The organism is Vreelandella sp. L-15, from assembly GCF_056857635.1.
This window is the reverse complement of record NZ_JBSXNN010000105.1, coordinates 85,695-106,783: the sequence shown is the minus strand read 5'-3', so window position 1 is coordinate 106,783 and position 21,089 is coordinate 85,695. Positions and strand designations below refer to the sequence as shown.

The 21,089-nt window shown below is 55.0% G+C and carries 20 protein-coding genes; 16 read left to right on the top strand and 4 right to left on the bottom strand.

Annotated features, from left to right (window positions below; genetic code table 11):
- Positions 1-18: 18 nt before the first annotated feature.
- From flhF to AC13CY_RS17755, 6 genes are all read left to right on the top strand, one after another.
- On the top strand, positions 19-2,208 hold the full coding sequence (gene flhF / locus AC13CY_RS17780; RefSeq protein ID WP_063610138.1) for a flagellar biosynthesis GTPase FlhF: 2,190 nt from the start codon (positions 19-21) through the stop codon (positions 2,206-2,208).
- Positions 2,205-2,804 carry a hypothetical protein gene (locus AC13CY_RS17775; protein WP_044629553.1) on the top strand — a complete coding sequence of 200 codons (600 nt, stop codon included), beginning with the start codon at positions 2,205-2,207 and terminating at the stop codon, positions 2,802-2,804. Before flhF ends, AC13CY_RS17775 begins: the two co-directional genes overlap by 4 nt.
- A gap of 171 nt (positions 2,805-2,975) precedes the next feature.
- Positions 2,976-3,326 (top strand): flagellar protein FlhE, encoded by a 351-nt coding sequence (locus AC13CY_RS17770; protein ID WP_228219021.1) that lies wholly within the window; start codon positions 2,976-2,978, stop codon positions 3,324-3,326.
- Positions 3,327-3,352: 26 nt separating this feature from the next.
- Positions 3,353-4,054: an RNA polymerase sigma factor FliA gene (locus AC13CY_RS17765; protein WP_044629552.1), complete on the top strand. Its 702-nt coding sequence runs from the start codon at positions 3,353-3,355 to the stop codon at positions 4,052-4,054.
- Positions 4,055-4,093: 39 nt separating this feature from the next.
- Positions 4,094-4,909, top strand: coding sequence for a motility protein A (locus tag AC13CY_RS17760; RefSeq protein WP_062360455.1), 816 nt, complete (start codon positions 4,094-4,096; stop codon positions 4,907-4,909).
- 4 nt (positions 4,910-4,913) lie between these two features.
- A complete protein-coding gene (locus AC13CY_RS17755; protein WP_062360456.1) occupies positions 4,914-5,585 on the top strand; it encodes an OmpA/MotB family protein in 672 nt (223 codons plus the stop codon).
- Positions 5,586-5,728: 143 nt separating this feature from the next.
- Here the strand turns inward: AC13CY_RS17755 and AC13CY_RS17750 are convergent, their stop codons facing one another.
- Positions 5,729-6,319: a hypothetical protein gene (locus AC13CY_RS17750; protein WP_058577014.1), complete on the bottom strand. Its 591-nt coding sequence runs from the start codon at positions 6,317-6,319 to the stop codon at positions 5,729-5,731.
- Between the two features lie 194 nt (positions 6,320-6,513).
- Here AC13CY_RS17750 and AC13CY_RS17745 point away from each other — a divergent pair, with 194 nt between their 5' ends.
- Both AC13CY_RS17745 and AC13CY_RS17740 read left to right on the top strand, forming a co-directional pair.
- The gene (locus tag AC13CY_RS17745) at positions 6,514-8,625 is read left to right on the top strand and encodes an adenosylcobalamin-dependent ribonucleoside-diphosphate reductase (protein WP_054641156.1); all 2,112 of its coding nucleotides are present in this window, start codon (positions 6,514-6,516) and stop codon (positions 8,623-8,625) included.
- Between the two features lie 58 nt (positions 8,626-8,683).
- On the top strand, positions 8,684-9,439 hold the full coding sequence (locus AC13CY_RS17740; RefSeq protein ID WP_058577015.1) for a hypothetical protein: 756 nt from the start codon (positions 8,684-8,686) through the stop codon (positions 9,437-9,439).
- A gap of 9 nt (positions 9,440-9,448) precedes the next feature.
- Here the strand turns inward: AC13CY_RS17740 and AC13CY_RS17735 are convergent, their stop codons facing one another.
- Positions 9,449-9,616: a hypothetical protein gene (locus AC13CY_RS17735; RefSeq protein ID WP_371827811.1), complete on the bottom strand. Its 168-nt coding sequence runs from the start codon at positions 9,614-9,616 to the stop codon at positions 9,449-9,451.
- A gap of 74 nt (positions 9,617-9,690) precedes the next feature.
- On the opposite strand from AC13CY_RS17735, the gene AC13CY_RS17730 reads away from it, so the two are divergent.
- Complete coding sequence (locus AC13CY_RS17730; RefSeq protein WP_153016730.1) at positions 9,691-11,460, top strand: hypothetical protein; 1,770 nt, start codon at positions 9,691-9,693, stop codon at positions 11,458-11,460.
- 110 nt (positions 11,461-11,570) lie between these two features.
- Here the strand turns inward: AC13CY_RS17730 and AC13CY_RS17725 are convergent, their stop codons facing one another.
- Positions 11,571-12,491: a bile acid:sodium symporter family protein gene (locus tag AC13CY_RS17725; protein WP_027957952.1), complete on the bottom strand. Its 921-nt coding sequence runs from the start codon at positions 12,489-12,491 to the stop codon at positions 11,571-11,573.
- A gap of 204 nt (positions 12,492-12,695) precedes the next feature.
- On the opposite strand from AC13CY_RS17725, the gene AC13CY_RS17720 reads away from it, so the two are divergent.
- The 4 genes from AC13CY_RS17720 (at position 12,696) to AC13CY_RS17705 (ending at position 16,285) form a co-directional block, all read left to right on the top strand.
- A complete protein-coding gene (locus tag AC13CY_RS17720; protein WP_035556048.1) occupies positions 12,696-13,610 on the top strand; it encodes a cation diffusion facilitator family transporter in 915 nt (304 codons plus the stop codon).
- A 113-nt stretch (positions 13,611-13,723) separates the two neighbouring features.
- Positions 13,724-14,401 carry a DsbA family protein gene (locus tag AC13CY_RS17715; protein WP_035556050.1) on the top strand — a complete coding sequence of 226 codons (678 nt, stop codon included), beginning with the start codon at positions 13,724-13,726 and terminating at the stop codon, positions 14,399-14,401.
- Entirely contained in the window at positions 14,401-15,390 is a 990-nt protein-coding gene (locus AC13CY_RS17710; RefSeq protein ID WP_022521291.1) for a M23 family metallopeptidase, read from the top strand. Before AC13CY_RS17715 ends, AC13CY_RS17710 begins: the two co-directional genes overlap by 1 nt.
- Before the next feature lie 112 nt (positions 15,391-15,502).
- The gene (locus tag AC13CY_RS17705) at positions 15,503-16,285 is read left to right on the top strand and encodes a ZIP family metal transporter (protein WP_016916429.1); all 783 of its coding nucleotides are present in this window, start codon (positions 15,503-15,505) and stop codon (positions 16,283-16,285) included.
- Positions 16,286-16,313: 28 nt separating this feature from the next.
- Here the strand turns inward: AC13CY_RS17705 and AC13CY_RS17700 are convergent, their stop codons facing one another.
- Positions 16,314-16,772, bottom strand: a complete 459-nt coding sequence (locus tag AC13CY_RS17700) for a MerR family transcriptional regulator (protein ID WP_022521290.1) — start codon at positions 16,770-16,772, stop codon at positions 16,314-16,316.
- 86 nt (positions 16,773-16,858) lie between these two features.
- On the opposite strand from AC13CY_RS17700, the gene AC13CY_RS17695 reads away from it, so the two are divergent.
- The 3 genes from AC13CY_RS17695 to lnt are packed head-to-tail and all read left to right on the top strand — an operon-like array spanning position 16,859 to position 21,082.
- Complete coding sequence (locus tag AC13CY_RS17695; protein ID WP_054644987.1) at positions 16,859-19,045, top strand: heavy metal translocating P-type ATPase; 2,187 nt, start codon at positions 16,859-16,861, stop codon at positions 19,043-19,045.
- A complete protein-coding gene (gene lspA, locus AC13CY_RS17690; protein ID WP_022521288.1) occupies positions 19,042-19,545 on the top strand; it encodes a signal peptidase II in 504 nt (167 codons plus the stop codon). The genes AC13CY_RS17695 and lspA overlap by 4 nt, the downstream gene beginning before the upstream one ends.
- 4 nt (positions 19,546-19,549) lie before the next feature.
- Positions 19,550-21,082 carry an apolipoprotein N-acyltransferase gene (gene lnt, locus AC13CY_RS17685; RefSeq protein ID WP_022521287.1) on the top strand — a complete coding sequence of 511 codons (1,533 nt, stop codon included), beginning with the start codon at positions 19,550-19,552 and terminating at the stop codon, positions 21,080-21,082.
- The last annotated feature ends 7 nt before the right edge of the window (positions 21,083-21,089 follow it).

Here is a 21,089-nt window from a genome sequence, read left to right as displayed (position 1 = left end):
TTTGGCAACAGGTGAAACATGAGCGTTAGACGTTTTGTCGGAGCAAATAGCCGCGACGTAATGCGCCAAGTGCGCGAAGTGTTAGGTGATGATGCACTTATTGTCGCCAACCGTCGCACCGAAGGCGGCGTTGAAATTCTCGCCATGGCGGATGACGCCGTTGACCAGTTCGACCCGTCGCCGACGACGCCAGCGGAGGAGCCGAAGGCTAGCCCCGCGCCAGCGCCTGTCTTTTCACTGCCAAAGCAACCAGACCCCCTAGAGGCGATGAGTGAGCGTCTGCTTCGGGAAATGCAAGATATGCGCGAACTACTGGCCCGCCGCCAGCCGTTGCCAACGACTCAAAGCGGTGCAGACACCGCCTACGAGCACCTACGGCAGTTGATGGCCCGGGTTGGCTTCAGTACAGAGCTGAGCGAAGAGGTGCTGGAAGCATTGCCAGATGAGTTGAGCGCGCTCGAGGCTACTAACGACGCGCCGCTTAACTGGCTGCGTGAGCAGTTAATGGCACGGCTTAACGTGCTGCAGCACGAAGAGAGCTTCTTTGATCAAACGGGCATCGTCGCATTGGTTGGCCCCACTGGGGTGGGTAAAACGACCACTACTGCGAAGCTTGCGGCACGCTTTGTGATGCGCCACGGCACTCGCCCAGTGGCGCTAGTGACCACCGATAGCTTCCGTATCGGCGCTCATGAGCAGCTGCGCATTTATGCACGGCTCTTGGATACGCCCATGTATGCCCTAGACGCTGAACAGCCGATTGATGAATTGGTTGGTCGGCTACAAGGTAAGCAGTGGGTGATTATTGATACCGTGGGGATGAGCCAGCGGGATCAGCGGGTGATTGAACAGATCGCCCATTTACAGGGTGGGAAGTCCACCGTGCGTCTGGTGCTGTTGCTCAACGCCGCCAGTCAGCCGGAAACGCTAGAAGAAGTCGTATTGCGCTACCGCCAAGCGGCGAGAGCTGCAGGTGCCGAGTTAGACGACTGTATCATCACGAAGCAAGACGAAGCTGGGCGGCTTGCGCCGGTATTAGACATCGTCATGCGCCACGGTATGAGGGTGCTGTTTGGCTCCTATGGCCAGCAGGTGCCAGAAGATATGGTGGTCGCGACACCACCCGCACTGATTGATCAAGCACTGTCGGCCAACGTTTCGAGTAGCGCGCGTGCTGAAACAGCCCCACTCAGCTTGCCACGCTGGTCGCGGGATGTGTTAGGGCAGGGGCGCAGGCTCTCCTCGGTGTTAACCCGCTTGCGTCAGCGTGTCGTCGATTTTCACCGCTTGGAAGCCGCCTGGGACATCGCAGCGTTGCCGGGGGTGATACAAGACCAGCGCCTAGATGAGCTGTTAGCCGGAGCCTCCACCACTCGTGACGCGTTAGGGGTGGTTTGGTCGCCCCGCCGCAACGAGCGAGGTTGTGACTGGTCGATGCCAGATGTTGCCTTGAATGAGCAAGGTGCTTGGCTGGCACTGACTCGCCTTCAGCACCGTCAGCTAGCGGGCTGGCAGCCACGTTTGGTGCGTTGTGCAGGAGATGTTGCGGTTCATCTGCTGCCTACCCTGCCAGACGCTGAGGCGCTGGCTTGGCTAAACGCTCAGCATCTGACGTGGGTCAGCATGGTGCCCGCGAGCCAGCGGGTATACTGCCAGGGCGAGCGCTATACCCTGCGTTCCCTGTTCCAAGAAAGCACCTTAACCCATAGCGTGGGCATCCGTTTCCGCGGGCAAAGCATGCAGCTTTCCAGCGCCTATGTTGAAGCGCAGGACGTATCAGGTAACCCCGTATTGGCGTGGGTCGGTGAGGTAAGCGACCCTGAAAGCACTAAGCGAATCGTGCGCCGCTACTGGCTAACGCCTGCACGTTTGGGCAGCGATGTGTTAACGCTTTTAATCACTCAACTGCAGAGTGACGGACTGGCATCGCTCACCAAGCGTGCTTGGCAGCAGCTTAAAGAGGCCGATGGGGGTGATGTCAGCAGCGAGCTGCGCCTGCTGATGGCCAGCGGCGCGGCTGCAGTAGCTGGCCATCTAGATATCGTTGACGATGAGGACGCTCAGGCCCTGCGAGCCGATTTGCTGCGCTTGTTAGGAACCCAGCGCAAGCGGCGTGATACGGCACTGCTTGATGCATTAGTACACGTTCTGATGGCGCGCGATGCCATTCGTCAGCTAGGTAGCGTCAGTCGTGAGGGCGTGGTATGAGTGGCCAGGATCAGGCGGCTGGCCTGCGCAAATGGGCCGATTTACAGCGCCAGCAGCGCGGTGCTGATGAAGTCGGCCATAACGTGGAAAGTGACGAGACAGTGCCTGCCGCACCCGTTAACGAAGAGGAAGCCGCCGCGTATACCCAGGAGGCCATGGCACCGACGGTAGCTGCTGCTGCCGAGCCTGCCACCGTGGCGCCTCCAAGACCGAAAAAAACGTTAGTGGTAGTAGGCTTACCTCATGCTGGCGCAGCGCAGGTGGACAAAGTGCGAGGTCGGCTGGGGCAATGGTCGGCCCTTGGGAGGCAATGGGCAGGAGACCCACAGGATTGGGATGTTCATATTGTCATGCCTGACAGCGCCTCGCTGACTGACTTAGCCGAGCGTTACTCACGCTGGGCGTTGTGGATCAACAGTGATGCTGACGCCTTTGCCACCATGTACCGAGTGTTGCGCCAATTACGCGAGCATGGTGGTCCGCAGCGTCTTCTAGCCCTTCATGAACCCCACCTGCCGCGCCGGGGGTTGCTGGATAATTTGGGCAATGCTTCCGCTCGTTATTTAGATATTGAGCTTCTGCTGCTGGCGCGCTAGCGGCGGGCCAGGGTGCATGTGTCGCTCAAGGGGAGAGTTATGCAGAGTTTGGCGAGTTGGGTAAGTAACGCTAAGCAGATGGCTATTGAGGCGTTGATAAAACCTGCAAAGTTGTTAACAGTAAGAAAAATGGGCTGTTTAGGGCTAGTAGCAGGGTTATGGCTTTTCGCGTTGAATACGCAGGCCGCAACCGGCAGTTGGAGCAGCCAAGTGCCTAGTGTGATGGTAGCAATGAGCGACCGTACCAGCAGCAGCCAGGCGATAACCCCGCCAGCGGGCGTCCCACTGCGTAATGCTGTGCTGTCGCGAATTCAATGGCGCTTTGAATCACCGCCGGGAACGCCTGTGAACGCTTGGCTATGTCATCCTGAACGCTGTGTTGCACTATCAGGCATGCGCGGTAGCACGACCGCTCTATCGGGAATGTTGGCGAGCGCACCGCTGTACTTTCGGTTTACGCTGCAGCCAGGGCAACGCCCTGTGCGAGTACAGGGGTTACAAGTGATCGTGAACTATCAGTAAAGGTTGTTAAGCCGCGAGGCACGAGGATGTATACAGCACAAGGCAGGATCAAACAGAGTGAGCTGTTAACTCAATACATGCCACTGGTGAGACGTCAGGCCTTAACGCTGCAGGTAAGGTTGCCCGCGAGTATTGAGCTGGATGATCTGATCCAGGCGGGTATGGTGGGCTTGTTAGAGGCATTAGGGCGCTTTGATGCTGCCCAAGGAGCAACATTTGCTACCTTTGCAAGCCAGCGCATCCGTGGCGCGATGATGGACGAGCTGCGCACTCGTGACTGGCTGCCCCGCAGCGTACGCCGCTCGGCACGGGCGGTAGATGATGCTGTGCGTCGTTTAGAGCAGCAGCTGGGGCGCCCCCCGGAAGAGGGGGAGATTGCCCGTGAACTGGAGATGCCGCTAAGTGATTACCAGCAACTGCTCAACGATACCAATAGCGGGAAATTATTGCCGTTCGAAGAGCTCATTGCGGATGGCGGCGAGCCTGCGGGGGACGACACTCACCGACAGCCGTTTGAACAATTATTGGATGAACAGCAGCGGCAAACGCTGATCGACGCCATTGAAGCACTGCCCGAGCGCGAGAAGCTGCTAATGGCGCTGTATTACCAAGAAGAGATGAATCTAAAAGAAGTGGGCGCTGTGCTCGGTGTCACCGAATCACGGGTTTCACAGCTTCACAGCCAGGCGGTGAGTCGGCTGCGTGCTCGCCTACATGAGACTAATTAATCCTCTCACTCACTAACCATAACCGGCGAGGAGCCGTTGATGAATCCATCTACGCTGATCGGTATATTTGCCAGCATGCTGTTGTTGGTAAGCGTTTTATTTTTTACCGCAGAGTCTCCCGAGAGCTTTATTAACTTACCGGGGCTTGCCATTGTGGTCACTGGCACGCTGGCGGCCACGTTTATCAGCTATCCGCTGAAAGAAGTGCTGCGTGTGGTGCGTCTGGTTGGTTTAGTTTTCCGCCGTGAAAACACCTATGTGCGAGATGACATCAATGAGTTGGTTTCCATGTCGCGCCTTTGGTTTAAGGGGGATGTTAGAGCGGTTGAGAAAGAACTGGAACATACCCGTAATCCGTTTTTGCGCACCGGTATTCAACTGGTCATTGCGAATACAAAAGAGGATGAAATCTTCGACATGCTGCGCTGGCGTATTGCGCGGCTGAAAGCCCGCGAGCATGCTGAAGCCCAAATTTTCCGCACCATGGCCACCTATGCACCGGCCTTTGGCATGATTGGTACTTTGGTAGGCTTGGTCAACATGCTCGAAGTGATGGATGCGGGTGACCTGGAAGTAATTGGGCCCCGGATGGCAGTGGCGCTGTTGACTACTTTCTATGGCATCCTGTTGGCCAATTTGGTGTTTAAACCGATTGCCGTGAAGCTAGAGCGGCGTACGGAAGAGCGCCTTATCACTATGAACATGGTGCTGGAAGGCATTTCGCTAATTACCAAGCGCCGTCTGCCATCGTTTATTGAAGAGACGCTTAACTCCTTCGTAGCGAATTACCACGACGAAATTCGTGACTCGAACGTTAAGCCTCGGCCCGATATGGGTTCCGCATTAAAAGGGTAGCGCCATGCTCGACCGCGACTCACGGCATGCTTTGGAGCTTCCCGCCGAAGTGGGGGAGAGTGACGAGAGCTGGCTGACCAGTTACCTGGATGTATTGACGCTGCTGATTACCCTGTTTGTACTGCTGTTGGCGCTTACGCCATCCGGCGGTGGCGAAGGGAGTGAAAGCAGTATCATGGATCCCTCGAATGCCGTTACGTCACTGCCATTGGCTAGCCTAGCCACAGGAATACTTCCCCGCCACGATGGCTTACATCCCCAAATGGCAGGGCTTGATATCCCTGGAGTGAGTGTCTCCCAGGGGCAAGAGGGCGTTACGCTACGTATTGACGATAGCCTTTTATTTCCCAGTGGCAATGATGTGCTAACGCCCCAGGGGCAAGTTGTGTTAGAACGGCTCTCTCCGGTGCTACAGGCTTTTGATGGTCAAATTTCCGTTGAGGGCCACACCGATAATGTGCCGATCGCGACCGCTCGGTTTCCGTCTAACTGGGAACTCTCAGTGGGACGAGCTATCGCAGTGGTACGCCAGTTAGAGCGGCAAGGTATTGCCATTTCACGTATGCGGGCCGTCGGCTATGCCGACACCCAACCCATGGAAAGTAATGCTACTGCGGAAGGGCGAGCTGCCAACCGACGCGTTGAGCTGTTGCTGAAGCAACAGGTCAAGGGGTAAAGAGATATCTCGAGGCTATCTTCGTGTCGAAGCATCATTCGCTACTGACAGCTGTAAAACGCTGATGGCCCGGGCCGATGCCGCTATGTATCAAGCCAAGCACAGCGGCCGTAATCGAGTAGAGGTTGCGGAAGAGCGTGCGCTTAACCCGGAGGAGCAGGTGCCTCTGTGATAGAGGCGCCGCTACACAGCGACTGCATGCGTTGAATGGCATCGCCAGCACCTTCCAAACTAAAGGTCATGTACCACGGTTCCTGCTCACCCTGGTCAAATCCTAAAAACAGCTGCTCGCCCGACTGCATCTCAGCGATCAGCGTCTCCATATCGCTCAAATAAAAATGGGCATAAAAGCCGTCATCGCCCCGCTCGGTAATAAACTCCGCCATGGTATCGACAATCGGGTTGTCACCAATCCGCAGCCGAGTGGGTACCAGATTCACCGCTCGGCTCTCACCCTGCTGCTGCGCTAGGGTGACGCGCATCTCCAGCCACGGTAAATCACAGACTCCTTGAGTAGCATTTATGCTTAGCGTGGCATCGGAGTAGCTGTGGGTCTCTACAGCACGAAAGTGGCGCTCTTCTCCTAGGGTCAGCGCCATGGATTGCCAGTGCCCATGGGTAGCCACTGTTTCCACATTAAATGTAGCGGCCAATGAAAGGGGAGCTGTGACAAGCAGCATGGCGGTGACGGCGAAAGTTGATGTTTTCAGGAAGTTCATAGGTCGTATCGTCATCGAAAACTTTAAGCCTATAGCGTGTTGGGAATAAGCAAAAGGGCAAGGTGCTGATTTTTCTATATCTAGTGTTGTTGGCATCAAAAAAACGGCCCATATAGTAGAAATTCGGGGCTATACTCCCCTACGATGCCGCGTATAATCGGCCCGTTTTTTAGCGCGATCGCTACCCATCGTGAAGGAGTTTCGTGAACATGAGTACCGCAGCCAAGGCGATGAAGACATCCAGTGAAGTCCCTATGCAGGCTCCATCTAGGGAAATCTGGGATGCCAAATATCGGTTAAAAGATCGTCATGGCCAACCGGTGGATCAAGATGTCGCAGCGACCTTTGAGCGCGTGGCCCGGGCCCTAGCTGCCGTAGAGGGTGAAAAGGCCGATGAGTGGCTACCCAAATTTCGCTGGGCGCTGGAAAATGGTGCTATTCCCGCTGGGCGAATTCTCTCTAATGCGGGAGCCGAAGCCTACAAGCCCGCCGTCAGTCTGATTAATTGCACCGTTTCTCGCACTATTCGTGACTCTATGCGCGATATCCTCGACTCCGTGGTCGATGCGGGTATGACATTGAAGTCGGGCGCCGGTATTGGCTACGACTTCTCGACCCTGCGCCATAAAGGTGCCTTTGTGTTTGGCGCAGGAGCGGGCACCAATGGCCCGCTGGCGTTTATGGATATCTACGACAAGATGTGCTTCACCGTGGCCTCGGCCGGAGGCCGTCGCGGTGCCCAGATGGGTACCTTCGATGTGGGGCACCCGGACGTGCGCGAGTTTATTCAAGCCAAGCGCGAAGCAGGGCGGCTGCGTCAATTTAACCTGAGCCTACTCATTACCGATGAGTTTATGGAAGCGGTGAAGCACAACGCCGATTGGCCGCTGGCCTTCCCACTGCATCCTGGTGAGAAAGAGGATGTGAGCGTCGAAGAGGTGATTTACCGCGACTGGCCGGTGGTGGAAGAGGGCTACACGGTGGATGCCGAAGGGCGCGTGGCCTGCCGTGTTGTCGAGGTGATTAAAGCTCGCGAGTTGTGGGACACGATTATGTCCTCCACCTACGACTACGCCGAGCCGGGCTTTATCCTAATCGATCAAGTCAACCGCATGAACAACAACTGGTTCTGCGAAGATATCCGCGCGACTAACCCCTGCGGCGAGCAGCCACTACCGCCAGAGGGCGCTTGCCTGCTGGGCTCGGTCAACCTGACCAAGTTTGTGATCGAACCGTTTAGCGCCGAGCCGCGGTTTGATTGGGAGCGCTATCGCAAAGTCGTAGCGATTTTCACCCGTATGCTCGATAACGTGGTGGAAATTGCTGGCCTGCCGCTCCCCCAGCAACAGCGGGAAATTGAAGCCAAACGCCGCCACGGCATGGGCTTTTTAGGTCTTGGTTCGACCCTGACCATGCTGAAAATTCCCTACGGCTCCCAGGCGTCTCTGACATTCACTGAAGAGGTCAGTCGTCATTTGGCCCTGGAAGGGTGGAAGCAGGCGCTGGAGCTTTCTAAAGAGAAGGGCATGGCGCCAGTGCTTGAAGAGGAGCACACCATTACGCCTAAGATGATGCGCGAGCGCCCTCAGCTCGCCAGCGACGGCTACGAGGTAGGTGACAAGGTGCCGGGGCGGATTCTGCACGCCCGCTACAGCCAATACATGGCCAAAGTGGCCGAGCTTGAGCCGGAGCTAGTGGCACAGCTCGCCGAGCACGGCGCGCGGTTTACCCACCACAGCTCGATTGCCCCCACGGGTACCATCTCGCTCTCCATGGGCAACAACGCCTCTAACGGGATCGAGCCGTCGTTCTCCCATCGCTATTTCCGCAACATCATTCAGTCCGGTAAAAAGACCAAGGAGCAGGTGGAGGTCGTGTCGTTTGAGCTAGCGGCCTACCGCCACTTTATCGCTGCCGATGCGGTAGAGAGCGATCTGCCGGATTACTTTATTACCGCTGACGCGGTCACTCCCGAGCAGCACGTCGCCGTTCAAGCGGCAGCTCAGCAGTGGGTGGACTCGGCGATTTCCAAAACGGTCAATGTACCCACCGAGTTCCCCTTTGAGCAGTTCCAAGACCTCTATCTGCAGGCCTACGAGAGCCGTTTGAAAGGTTGCACTACCTTCCGCTTTAACCCGGAAGCCTTCCAAGGCGTGTTGGTGCGTGAGGATGACCTGAAAAACACCACCTATGTGTTTGAGCTGGAAAATGGTGAAACCCTTGAGCTAACCGGCGATGAGAAGGTGCTTTACGACGGTGAAGAGCATAACGCCGCTAACCTGTTTGATGCCTTGAAAGAGGGCACCTACGGCAAATGGTAATCGTAAGCGCAAGCAAGGCTTAGCTTGATGAGCTGTCTAAAGAACTGGGGAGAACGTTATGGCGGTTGAAATTACGTCGAAAATTGTCGGTTACCGTATTAAGCAACAAGGGCAGCCCGCGCCTGCACCGGAGCTACCAGATGAAGACCCATTAACGGTCCGCATTCCATCGCGCCCGGAAGGCACACTGGAAGCAGTGTCTGAAAAAATCTCTTATGTGGGGGCTGAAGGGCGCAAGAAGGTCTACTTGCTGGTCTCGTTTATGCCAGTGGAAGGCGTGATTGGCGGCCAGCGTGTGGTGATTGAGCGTCCGGTGGAGTTCTTCTTTCCCTCGGGCCAGCTCTCCAGCGAGCACCAGTGGATTACTGCGACCATGCGCAGCCTGTCGCTTGCAGCGCGTGGGGGCTATGTCACTCAAGCCGTGGCAGACCTGCGCAAAGTCGCCTGGGACAAAGGCTTGGTACGCTGTGGCATGAATCGCTGGAACAAGCCTATGTTTCACGACTCGGAAGTGGCGGCGATTGCTTGGTCGATTCAGCGGATTCTCTATCGGCGCGGTTTTTTAGATCAGGAGGGCAACCAAGTGCCGGTGGAGACGTTGGTTGCACGCTATGCGCACCGCATGCAGCATGGACATGCCTGGCAGCCGGAGGAGCCCCCGGCGGCTGAAGACTCTGCCGGCGCATCGTCTTCTGGTGAAGCAAGCGGTGGCCCCGCTACGGTAGGCACGTGCCCTGAGTGTCGGGGTGATTTGATCATGATGGATGGCTGTCCAACCTGTTATGCCGGGTGCGGCTGGTCAAAGTGCGGCTAGCCGCTGGCATCACTCGTCAAATAACGGCCTGATATTATCGGTAAGGTAGCAGTCATCAAATTCCCCTTCCGTGGCCAGCGCTTCAAGGTTGGGGATTGAGACATGATGGCGGTCGCGAAACACCAGCCCATCTTCGCTGAGCGCACTAAAAGTACGGATCACGTGTACTGGTGTCATTTCCAACAATTGTTGCGACTAAACAATAATTGCTGCGACAATCTCTATGTTGAGTTTACATAGAGTGCGCCTTTGTGACCGTTTCTCTTAAACAATCCAGAACCTTTAGCTTCCATGATGGCACCCTAAAAAACGAGGCAGAGCGCTTGGTCGTTTGGTGGTACGGGCCTATATTTAAGAACAATCGCTTACGAAGCGTCCCTAAAATCCATATCTTCTTAAGAACCATCGACCATGAAAATAACTTAGGAGGCGTGATGAGACGTGAGACTGTCTTAACGCATCTTGGGCTATTGAGAATAGGGTCAGTATGGGAAAAGGGCGTGAGTAGCTCGCGTATTGCCTACGAGGAAAGAAAATTCTCCGTTTCTTTTTCTCCAGGCGGCTGGCGAATTGTCACCTTAGATGATTTACGACAATCAGGACGAAGCCTCTATACCGCTTTTCATGACTCGAACTACTTACCCCAGAAAAATCAGCACAAAACATACCTGATTGAATTTGACCTTCCAGATGGCAAACACTTGCTCATCCCTTGCACAGAATTTTTTATTCGCGTTTACGGCCGATCTTCTGAAATCAAGCGAGTGCTCGCCACTTACCCTTGGGAAGAAGTCAAAAAACGTCTTTATCGACCGCTTGATGCGCCTGCATCCCCAGGTACGTGGCCTGTCAAATTTACCTATCATGTTCATAAACACGATGCCATTTTGCTCGCGCATATGTTGTACGATCCGTATGCCAAGCGCGCTGCAAAATATATATATTCACAATTTGAAACCAGCTCCACGCCAGATGAGATGCTTTTAAAAGCCACCCCATGGTTTCAAGGCAGCGGGGAAATCTCTGTTTCTGGCGTTCCAATTGATGGTGGCAACACATTCCTAGGCTTGCAGATATTAGGCTGTACGCAGCCCGATGGTGCCACGATCCACCGTGAAAGAGAGAAATCAACGACAGTACCAGCCACCGATGGCGACGATGCCCCCTCTCAGTTCCCCTATCATCAGCTTCAAGACATCCCCGATGTCATTGACCTGACGGATGATGACGAGCCCGACCATGGTTCTTCCTGGCTAGACCTTACTGAGGACGAATTCGTTATTTTAGGTAAGCCTCGCGCCGTCTTGGATAAACGATATACCCGAAAAAACGTGCCCGATACACGAGGCGTCCCCGTTCCGGGTGACGAAACCATTTTCTCCACTGGGGAGCCACATGGGTCAGGGAAGGGAGTGGGACAAGCGTCTATTCATGCTCCTATTACACTGGAATCACAGGGCTTTCTACGTGATATGTGGAATGCGCTTCTCTATTTACAATCGGCCTATCCCGCAACGATTCGTGGCGTTAGCTGGTTTACCTTTGAAGACGGATTCAGCACTTCTCCTGACCCTCGGTTAATCAGCCTCGAACCTTTCGAAATAGACGAGGAGGTGGAAACGTCAGTCGCTAATTGGGTTTACATTGATACTCAGACCAAGGTACCTCGCGGGGTGCTCGTCGTTCGGGTGCATGTGTTAGATCAAACGCTCTATCTCATGGAGATCCAACGACGCCCTCCAAAACCCAGAGCTGGCGGTAGCGAGGAGGCATCCAAGCCTCCTTCCTATAAAGGTTTAGTCTTCACGCTGAGCCACCAAGGCAGCTTCGAGCAGTGGTTACGCCAAGTGCTGTCTAACGTGCGGCACGTAGAAGGTGTTGTCCAAAAACTAGTTGGTCACTGCCCAGGATTCGCCGATACGTTCAAGCACCCTAAATCCAAAAAGGAACAGATACCCTGCGAAGCCTCTGTGTTAAATGCTTTTAGCAAGGTCAGTATTGGTCGCAGTGACTTAGCATAGGTACTATTTGCCACCTTTATGAGTAGCGGTGTCTGTTTTGTCGCTAAGAGCAACCTGTACACCCCGTGTGCAGGTTGCTCTTCTGACGAAGAGCCGATACGGCCATCCCTTCAGTGGCGGGCGAGGATCTTCGCTGCGATGGGCGAAGTGATCATTTGAATCACGGCAAAAAAAGCGGCTGGAATTGCGATCTCTGATGGCAAGCCAGAAGCAGCGACAAACGCTGCAGCGATGCTGAATTCCTTTTTACTGACCGTGAAAAGATAGGTAATCACCTCTTTGCGATCAGAGGTGAGTAACCGTGAGGACATACCTACCAGGTACCCAATCAAATTGAGGCACAGGGCCGCGCCCGCAATCACAAACGCATACCAGCCATAGCCAATGATCGTGGTGGCATTCGGCCCGACCACGGCGAGTAGGATCAGCAGATACAGAATCGACCCTATCCCTGCATACGCTGAATCATGCCGTGCAAAGAAAGCCGAGAACCTTGTACGCAAGCTGACCCCAATCACGGTAGGAAGAAGCACGATTAGTGTTAATTCAAGAATAATTGATCCAAGCGGCACGTCTAACTGAAGGCCGGTGAGCCATAAAAACAGGAAGGGAACAATAAACGGACATAACGCGGTGTTGACTGCGTTGAAAACAGCGGCAAGCGCCACATTGCCTTTCGCCATCAGTACCAAAAGAGGAGAAGACACATCTGTCGGCAGCGTGCCGAGCAAGGTTTGGCCAGCAGCCAGCGGGCCGCTTCCAAAAAATAGACGGCCCGTTAGCCACCCGGCAATCGACATAGGCCCATAGACCAGCCCCAATGCCAACAACTGCCGTGACGGCTTTCGGAACACGATGCGCACTGCATGCGCATCGAATGTGAGGCTGATAATCAACATCAGTAATGCCAGTAATGGCCCAATCGCGAACTTAAGCATTATTCCGGTGGCCGGAAAGAGTAAGCCTCCCCCCGCGACGACGATTACAAACCAGACAAGGTGCGCCTCGACAAAATAAATGAATCTACCCATGGTGGATTGGACGTTACCGGTTGAAGTGGATTGAGCCCCGCACCTAAAACATGATCACCTTCGGCCCAGCACACAAAGGCTCCTTGGTAGCTAGGGACGTGCTTCCCAATCCAGCGATGCAAATAGATAATGCTCAAGGGTTGAAGCTTTAGTTGCTAGAGGTTTTATAGTACCAAGAACAGATAATTCGAGAGAGGGTAACAGATGGGACATCATCATGATCATCCCCACATTGATCCTGCCTCTGGCGACCGGCGCGTCAGCATCTCCATTTGGGCCAATGGGCTCTTAACCATCGCTCAAATCGTCGGTGGCATTATGGCGGGGAGCCTATCGCTGATCGCTGATGCGTTACATAACTTTTCTGACTTGGCAGCATTAGTCATTGCCTTTGCTGCTCGTAAAATCGCCAGACGGCCTGCCGATGTGCATATGACCTTTGGCTATGGCCGCATCGAGATAGTGGCAGCACTCATCAATTACACCACCCTCATTATTGTCGGTGTCTACCTGATTTACGAAGGCGCTATGCGGATGGTCGATCCCCCTGAGATAGAGGGATGGACGATCGTGATTATTGGTGGCGTCGCGCTCGTCGTCGATGCCCTTACCGCCATGCTCACGTGGTCAATGCAAAAAGAGAGTGTCAATATCCGCGCCCTTTTTCTGCATAACTTATCGGATGCGTTTGCCTCCATCGCCGTGATTATCGGTGGTTCGCTTATTTTACTGTACGACATGCGCTGGGTAGACCCCGCGATCACGATAGGGATTGCGCTATATATTCTTTACCTAGCCTTCTCTGAAATTGGCGGCCCTATCCGTACGCTAATGCTGGGATCTCCCCCGGACATTGACGGGCAGGCAGTCGTTGAGACCGTACGAGATATCGAGGGAGTCCAGGATATTCACCATGTGCATCTATGGCAGATGCAGGAAAACATGGCAGCCCTTGACTGCCACGTGGTTCTGACAGAAACCGGCTGGCAGCAGCTTGAATCCGTCAAAGCAGAGATCAAGGAGCAGCTTAAAATGCGCTTCAGTATTGCTCATTCCAGCCTAGAGTTTGAGCATAGTGACCACGCGCATCAAAATGCCAATCTATATGGGCATGAGTGACAGACCGAGGCCGGCTCCCAGCTCAGGTAGATAGCGAGCAGCTTACTCCCATAGCGATTGGCTTATTTTTCAACCCTACTTTTCCACCCCATCGTTGAGACAGAGAGAGAAACATGTTCAAAAAAGCGTCTTTTATATTGGCCGGTACGTTAATGCTGACCGCTGCGATCGTCGCCGTATCGAAGCCTGCCCTCTTAGACATGCAAGCTCAGGCAGCAAAAGAGAGCGGTGTCCAGGCCGAGGACTCCTTGGTGCGTTCACACTCCCCCTTCTTGGGACGAGAAGACGCGCCGGTGACGATTGTGGAATTCTTCGATCCGGCTTGCGAAGCCTGCCGTGCTTTCTATCCCCTGACAAAAAGTATTCTGGAAACCTACCCAGAAAAAGTGCGGCTCATCGTGCGCTACACTCCTTTCCACGGCGACGTATCGGACAAGGCCATTCGGGTATTAGAAGTTGCTCGTCGTCAGGGCGTCTTTGAACCGGTACTGGAGAGGCTGCTGGCTCGCCAGGATCAATGGGCTTCACATGGCAGTTTTGATGAATCCGCTATCCTCGATATCGCGAGCCAAGGAGGCCTTGATTTAGCGGCTGCCGAAGAGCAACTGACTTCTGCTGAGGTGCAGGCGGTGATTGACCAAGACATGGCGGATGTCAGAGCCAATCAGATTCGCCAAACACCTACCTTTTTTGTCAATGGCGAGCCTTTAGACCCCTTTGGTATGCAAGAGCTGATTGATGCCGTCGAGAGTGAAGTAGCGGAGATCTCTGGGGAAGAGGATGGCCAGTGATGCAGCGCTGGTGGTTACTAGGCTTGGTGGGCTTTTACCCCTTGCTAGCCGAAGCCAATTGGCAAACGCATCTGTCATTGCCTCCGTCTGAACTTAGCCCTGTCAAGTTACAGGCGGCTAGCGAGCAAGAAGGCACATTACCGCTCGATAGCGTTGATACCCTAACCTTTGGGCGTGATGTCGTCATTGATACCACCCTCTACGAGGCCTTGGCAGCAGAAGGTGTCCCAACGCGTTTCGCCACTAAACTGGAAACACTGCTCAGCGAGTTTATCGCAGCGCCGCTGGAGTTTTCTGGCAGTGAACGTATTCAATTAGTGTGGGAGGAAGATCGACGCCAGGACGGCGCCCGTGTTGGGCCACCACGCCTCAGTTATGCCGCTCTGCCTGATCAGGCAGAGCCCTTGGAGGTCATATGGCCGGTCACCCAAAAGGGGGACGTAGCTCTTTTCAAAAGCGACACCCTGCTAGGCACGTTGCGGTTGCCCGTGCTTAGTGCCCGCTTAACGTCTCGCTTTGGGAATCGGCGACATCCTGTGTATGGAGGGATGCGTCCTCATAATGGAATTGACTTGGCTGCGCCGACAGGAACGCCGGTCATTGCCACCGCACCTGGGCGCGTATTCTTTATGGGTCGCCAAGGGGGATATGGGCAGGTGATCGAGGTGGAGCACGACACAGGGGCCATTAGTCGCTACACACACCTTAGCCGATTCTCCCCACAGCTAGTGGTTGGGGATTTAGTCAATGCGGGAGAGTCGCTCGGAGAGGTAGGTTCCTCCGGGGTCGCCACGGGCCCCAACCTGCATTACGAAGTGAGAGTCAATAACCAGCCTGTTGATCCCCTTGGTCAAGGTCAACGCATCATGTTGGGTGAGCAGCCGACTCAAGGTGAATATCAAGCGTCACTTTACGAGGCAAGAGATCGCTTGGAACAAGCTATCGGCACGGCGTCCATTTATGACTTGATCTCGTTTAACGAGCCGTAACCACCCGTGCTTAGCAACGTTGCATGGATTGTTAGTAACGTGAACGTGTGCTTGCCTCGTTATGGAACCCTAGCGCTGTGATCACTCATCTACCACAAGACAGGTAATCGGTATGGAAGAGGTTTCTCTCGTCACAATGGGGGTATTGGGAAGCCTTGCCGCGGGCTTGATGACGGCTGTCGGGGCGCTTCCTATCTTGTTTACCAAAAGACCGAATCGTGGTGTTCGCGATTTAGCGTTGGGGTTCGCCGCTGGCGTCATGCTAGCGGCCTCTTTCTTCTCACTGATCATACCCTCCTTAGAAGCCTCGGAGCTGCGTTACGGAGGTAGCGTGGTACCTGCTGCCATTGCCTGTGCGGCCATCTTGCTAGGGATTGGAATGGTCGCACTACTGAACGAACTCTTACCTCATGAGCACTTCGAACAGGGGCGAGAAGGGCCAGAGGCTGCCTCACTACGTCGTATCTGGTTGTTTATTATTGCCATTACGATACACAACCTGCCAGAGGGGCTGGCCGTTGGCGTGGCCTTCGGCGCAGGGGGAAGCGAAGGAGGCATTCCACTAGCGATTGGCATTGGACTTCAGAATGCCCCAGAAGGACTGGCCGTAGCAGTATCACTGCTAGGCGTGGGCTATTCACGTTGGCGGTCATGGACGATTGCCGCCCTTACGGGGCTTGTTGAGCCGTTAGGTGGCTTATTAGGCGCTGGAGTCATCAGCATGTCACAAGCGCTACTGCCCTGGGGGTTGGCCTTTGCAGCGGGGGCGATGTTGTATGTGATCAGTCATGAGATTATTCCCGAAACTCATCGAAGCGGGCACCAAAAAAAGGCCACGCTGGGCCTCTCCATCGGATTGGTACTCATGCTGTTTTTGGATGTTTCGCTGGGCTAACCATTGGGCGTGGGGCGTAGCGTTAGTGCTAACCCAAGTCGTGAGCCCCTCCGTGCGATTTTTCAGTGATACAGAGCTGATGATCACTGATGACCTCAATGATTCGGCAGCTTTCCACTTTACCACCGGCACACTGTGTGACCATCCGTTGAAGCTCCTCACGCAGTATGGACAGTCGTTGAAGGCGGGACTCCACTTTCTTTAGGTGATGCGTGGCGATGGCATCGACTTCTTGGCAAGGCATATCAGGTTGATCTGACATGGCCAAAAGCTCTCGCACTGACTCCACCGAAAAGCCAAAGTCACGGGCATGACGAATAAAGGTCAAGCGCCGCACAGCGTCGTCTCCATAGCGGCGCTGCCCCCCACCGGTTCGTGTCGCATCGCGCAACAGCCCAATACGCTCGTAATAGCGAACCGTTTCAGGTTTGCAATCGGCTCGTCGTGCTAACTCACCAATGCTGATACTTTGGCCGATCATCGACATGGTAAAACTCCTTACGCAGGGCTTGAAGCTGTAGTTGCTACAAGGTTTACACTTAAAAACCATAGCCCATTGGCAGGAGAGGCACCATGAAAACATCAACGCCGACAACAGCGCCTACCACCTTGACGCTGCGTGTTGAAGGCATGGACTGCGGCGGTTGTGAGCGCAAGGTTGTGTCGGCGCTAGAGCGACTGGAAGGCATTGAGGAAGTCACGGCAAGCTCGGTCACGGGATCAGTGAAGATTCACCACCACGATCACGGGGCCCCCTCGCGAAAGACCATTGAGGGCATCCTGAACGAACTAGGCTATCAAGTGGCTTCCCATGATGGCCAAACACGCGCATCTGGTGCTTCATCCTCTTGGTGGCAAACCGCTAAAGGGCGCTTGGTCATTATCACAGGAAATCTGCTGATAGTGGCCTTCGCGCTTCGTTTAGCATGGCCTGCGCTGGGTAATATGCCTTTCATTTTGGCCACGCTAGTCGGCTTAATACCCATTGCGCAGAGTGCCTGGGGCGCCCTCAAAATGCGCAATCCCTTTACCATAGAGATGCTGATGTGCATCGCTGCGCTTGGCGCATTGGCCATCAATGCTGCCGCTGAAGCTGCGATGGTCGTGTTCTTGTTCGCCGTAGGTGAGCTACTCGAAGGGGTAGCTGCTTCACGAGCGCGCCGCAGTATCTCAGCCTTGGCAAATTTAACACCCTCAACGGCGAGGCTGATGGACAACGGCCATCTGCGTGACGTCTCGGCGGAGTCACTTAAACCCGGGCAGCGTGTGCTGGTGCGGCCCGGTGATCGCGTACCCTGCGATGGACGCATCCTGGTGGGCACCTCCGACATTGACGAGTCGCCGGTAAACGGCGAGTCCATACCCCGTTCGCGAGCGCCTGGTGATGACATTTTTGCTGGCACAGTGAATCTTGATGCCGCCCTGGAGGTGGAGGTAACACGAGGCGCTGATGACAATACGATCGCACGCGTTATTCGTCTGGTTGAAGAAGCACAGGCCGCCAAGGCACCGATAGCACGCTTTATTGATCGTTTTGCGTATTACTATATGCCCGCCGTCGTCTTACTCGCCCTACTGATGGCGATAGTGCCACCGCTGGTATCGACCATGGCATGGTCGGAGTCGATTTACCGTGCGTTAGCATTGCTGTTAATCGCATGCCCCTGCGCGTTAGTCATTTCCACCCCAGCCGCCATCGCCGCCGGTCTCTCGGCGGGAGCTCGGCGCGGACTACTGATCAAAGGGGGAGCCGTTCTTGAACAGTTAGGTAAGCTTCGCTTGGTGGCATTAGATAAAACGGGCACCCTCACTGCGGGTACCCCAAGAGTCACAGATGTGGAGTCTTGGATTGCTGAGGAAGACGATAACAGCGTATTGCGGCTCGCCGCCGCAATAGAGCGGGATTCCAGTCACCCTATCGCCACGGCTATCGTTGAGCATGCCCGACAGTCGGGCATCAACCTCCCCACCGTCACCGGCGGCCGCGCTCTGGCGGGGCGCGGTGTTTCCGGCCAGGTGGAGGGTCGCGAGCTGAGCTTAATGACGCCTCGTCACCTTCACGAGAAAGTCATCCTTGAGGAAAGTCTCAGTGCTCGGATTGTCGCGTTAGAAGAAGCCGGTAAGAGCCTCGCTCTCCTCGTCGAAGGCGAGCGTTTACTGGGCTTGATCGCGGTTCGCGATGAGCCACGCGAAGATGCCATTGAAGGCCTAGCGGCGCTATCCCGTTTAGGCGTACAGGCGGTCATGCTCAGCGGTGATAATGCCCGCACCGTCGCTGCCACGGGGGGTCGCTTAGGCATTGAAGCGTACGGCGAACTAATGCCTGAAGACAAGGCAGCGTATGTTCGAGACTGGCAAGCGGCTGGCCGTGGCCCCATCGGTAAAGTAGGCGATGGCATCAACGATGCACCGGCACTCGCGGCAGCCGATGTGGGTATCGCGATGGGGGGCGGCACGGATGTGGCGTTGGAAACCGCCGATGCAGCCTTGCTCAAGAACCGCGTTACCGGCATCGCTGAGCTGATAGACCTCTCTCGTGCCACGCTGCGCAATGTGAAAACCAACGTTGTTCTCGCCCTTGGCTTAAAAGCCATTTTCCTAGTTACAACGGCGCTGGGTATTACCGGCATGTGGATTGCGGTGATGGCCGATACCGGTGCTACCGTCCTGGTGACGTTGAACGCCATGCGACTGCTGGGTTACCGCTTTTCGCCCAGTACCGCAATGACAGGCCTGTCACAAGGAAAAGTAACCTCATGAGAACAGTGCAACACGATAGCCCTTCACGTCGCTGGCCATGGTTCACATTAGCTTGCGTGATGGCTCTAGCCGATCAACTGGTCAAGGAAATTGTGCATGCTCAGATGTCGTTTGGCCAAGTCATTCCGCTAACGCCGTTTTTTAACTGGGTTTATACCGGGAACACAGGAGCCGCTTTCAGCTTTCTCGCAGAAGCAGGGGGTTGGCAGCGCTACCTCTTTCTTGGTTTAGCGTTGGTGGTGGTCGTCGTATTGGTTGTGCAGCTATGCAAACCCCTGTCGCGCTTGGAGGCCTGTGCGTACAGCCTGATTCTTGGCGGCGCGCTCGGTAATACTGTTGATCGCTTAGCGCGAGGGTACGTCGTCGACTATCTGGACATTTACTGGGGCGAATGGCATTGGCCCGCCTTTAACATGGCCGATATCGCGCTATTTGCCGGTGTATTGATGTTCGCGGTGGCGTTATGGCGTGAAAGTCCTGCTTTTAAGCGCTCTGAGTAACGCTATGGATGTGGTCGATAAAGATAAAGAATATACGCTTTTTGCTGGGCGCTCCTCACCAATAGTCGATTGCGTTGTAGCGCTCGCCGCTGGGGTGCTGACCACCTTGAGTGCCGCCCCCTTTTCCCTATGGTGGCTTGGCCCAGTGGCCGTGGCACTGGTCTATTGGAAGATACAGTTGCTAACGCCCGCCATGGCCACCCTGCGTGGGTGGTGCTATGGGGTAGGCCTGTTCGGTTCAGGCACGTCGTGGGTCTTCGTTGCTATTCACGATTTCAGTGGCACCGGGGCCTTGGTGGCGATGTTCCTCACCACTCTTTTTGTCAGCGTCCTGGCGCTCTTCTTTGCAGTCCCCTTTGGGCTCTATCGACGCATCACGGGGCCACGGTTCGCCTTTCTTAGCTTTGCCGGTATGTGGGTGGTGAGCGAATGGCTACGCACTTGGATGCTCACCGGCTTTCCCTGGTTATTGCTGGGCACCTCTCAGATTGATTCTCCACTAGCCCCATGGGCGCCCGTTGGTGGTGTGTACTTGCTGTCACTCATGACCGCGCTGACAGGTACGTTAGGGGTAGAGGTACTGCGTCGCCGCTGGAGTTTCCTTGTCCCAATGGCCGCCTTGTGGATCGTTCCATTCCTATTGCCCGCCCAATGGACAACCCCGGCTGGCAAGCCCATCCGGGTGGCATTGCTGCAAGGGAATCTTGACCAGCGCATTAAGTGGACTGCCCAAGGGCAGCGCGAGGCGATCAGTATCTACACGGCGATGACACGGGAGCAAGCAAGGGATATCGATCTCATCGTTTGGCCCGAGGCAGCCCTTCCCATGCTTGAGCAGGAAGCACAGCAAATACTTGAGCAAGTAGCGTCCGACCTGGGGCCTGACACCGCCTTGTTGACCGGCATTTTGCAACGCGACAGTGAAGGGCGCTCTTATAACAGCGTCATAGGGCTAAATGATGTGCAGGGCGAATACCAGAAGGCGCACTTGGTGCCCTTTGGCGAGTATTTGCCATTCCAAAGTCTCCTCGCTGGCACCCTTGCTTTTTTCGACTTGCCAGTACCTCGCCTGACCCCAGGGTCAGGCGAACAGGCTCCGTTACACGTGGCTGGAGCCACCATTGGCAATGCCATTTGTTACGAAATCATTTTTGCCGACCATGTCGCCCAGCAGGCGCGTAATGCCGAGCTGCTATTAACGGTTTCCAACGATACGTGGTTTGGGCGTTCCATTGGCCCACACCAACATCTTCAAATGGCGCGTCTACGTGCCTTAGAAAATGGTCGTCACCTACTTCGAGCTACCAGTAATGGCGTGACGGCCATCATCGATTCACAAGGTCACGTCACAGCCCGTGCCCCACAGTTTGAACAGGCCAGTTTAACGGGCGAGGTGACCCCGATGCAGGGCCTAACTCCTTTCACACGCACCGGTAGTGGCCCCGCTTGGATACTCGCTGCGGTGCTGACACTGCTCGGGTTACAACTGAACTTATCTCGATCAAAAAACGACGCATTAGATGAAAAAGGAACCTAGCGATGCT

Bases quoted from the DNA above. Each gene is read 5' to 3' on its own strand.
- AC13CY_RS17695 (WP_054644987.1), top strand. From the start codon at position 16,859: ATGAAAACATCAACGCCGACAACAGCGCCTACCACCTTGACGCTGCGT.
- AC13CY_RS17700 (WP_022521290.1), bottom strand. From the start codon at position 16,772: ATGTCGATGATCGGCCAAAGTATCAGCATTGGTGAGTTAGCACGACGA.
- AC13CY_RS17720 (WP_035556048.1), top strand. From the start codon at position 12,696: ATGGGACATCATCATGATCATCCCCACATTGATCCTGCCTCTGGCGAC.
- lspA (WP_022521288.1), top strand. From the start codon at position 19,042: ATGAGAACAGTGCAACACGATAGCCCTTCACGTCGCTGGCCATGGTTC.
- flhF (WP_063610138.1), top strand. From the start codon at position 19: ATGAGCGTTAGACGTTTTGTCGGAGCAAATAGCCGCGACGTAATGCGC.
- AC13CY_RS17735 (WP_371827811.1), bottom strand. From the start codon at position 9,616: ATGACACCAGTACACGTGATCCGTACTTTTAGTGCGCTCAGCGAAGAT.
- AC13CY_RS17755 (WP_062360456.1), top strand. From the start codon at position 4,914: ATGCTCGACCGCGACTCACGGCATGCTTTGGAGCTTCCCGCCGAAGTG.
- AC13CY_RS17725 (WP_027957952.1), bottom strand. From the start codon at position 12,491: ATGGGTAGATTCATTTATTTTGTCGAGGCGCACCTTGTCTGGTTTGTA.
- AC13CY_RS17765 (WP_044629552.1), top strand. From the start codon at position 3,353: ATGTATACAGCACAAGGCAGGATCAAACAGAGTGAGCTGTTAACTCAA.
- AC13CY_RS17775 (WP_044629553.1), top strand. From the start codon at position 2,205: ATGAGTGGCCAGGATCAGGCGGCTGGCCTGCGCAAATGGGCCGATTTA.
- AC13CY_RS17705 (WP_016916429.1), top strand. From the start codon at position 15,503: ATGGAAGAGGTTTCTCTCGTCACAATGGGGGTATTGGGAAGCCTTGCC.
- AC13CY_RS17715 (WP_035556050.1), top strand. From the start codon at position 13,724: ATGTTCAAAAAAGCGTCTTTTATATTGGCCGGTACGTTAATGCTGACC.
- AC13CY_RS17760 (WP_062360455.1), top strand. From the start codon at position 4,094: ATGAATCCATCTACGCTGATCGGTATATTTGCCAGCATGCTGTTGTTG.
- AC13CY_RS17750 (WP_058577014.1), bottom strand. From the start codon at position 6,319: ATGACGATACGACCTATGAACTTCCTGAAAACATCAACTTTCGCCGTC.
- AC13CY_RS17740 (WP_058577015.1), top strand. From the start codon at position 8,684: ATGGCGGTTGAAATTACGTCGAAAATTGTCGGTTACCGTATTAAGCAA.
- AC13CY_RS17710 (WP_022521291.1), top strand. From the start codon at position 14,401: ATGCAGCGCTGGTGGTTACTAGGCTTGGTGGGCTTTTACCCCTTGCTA.
- AC13CY_RS17745 (WP_054641156.1), top strand. From the start codon at position 6,514: ATGAGTACCGCAGCCAAGGCGATGAAGACATCCAGTGAAGTCCCTATG.
- lnt (WP_022521287.1), top strand. From the start codon at position 19,550: ATGGATGTGGTCGATAAAGATAAAGAATATACGCTTTTTGCTGGGCGC.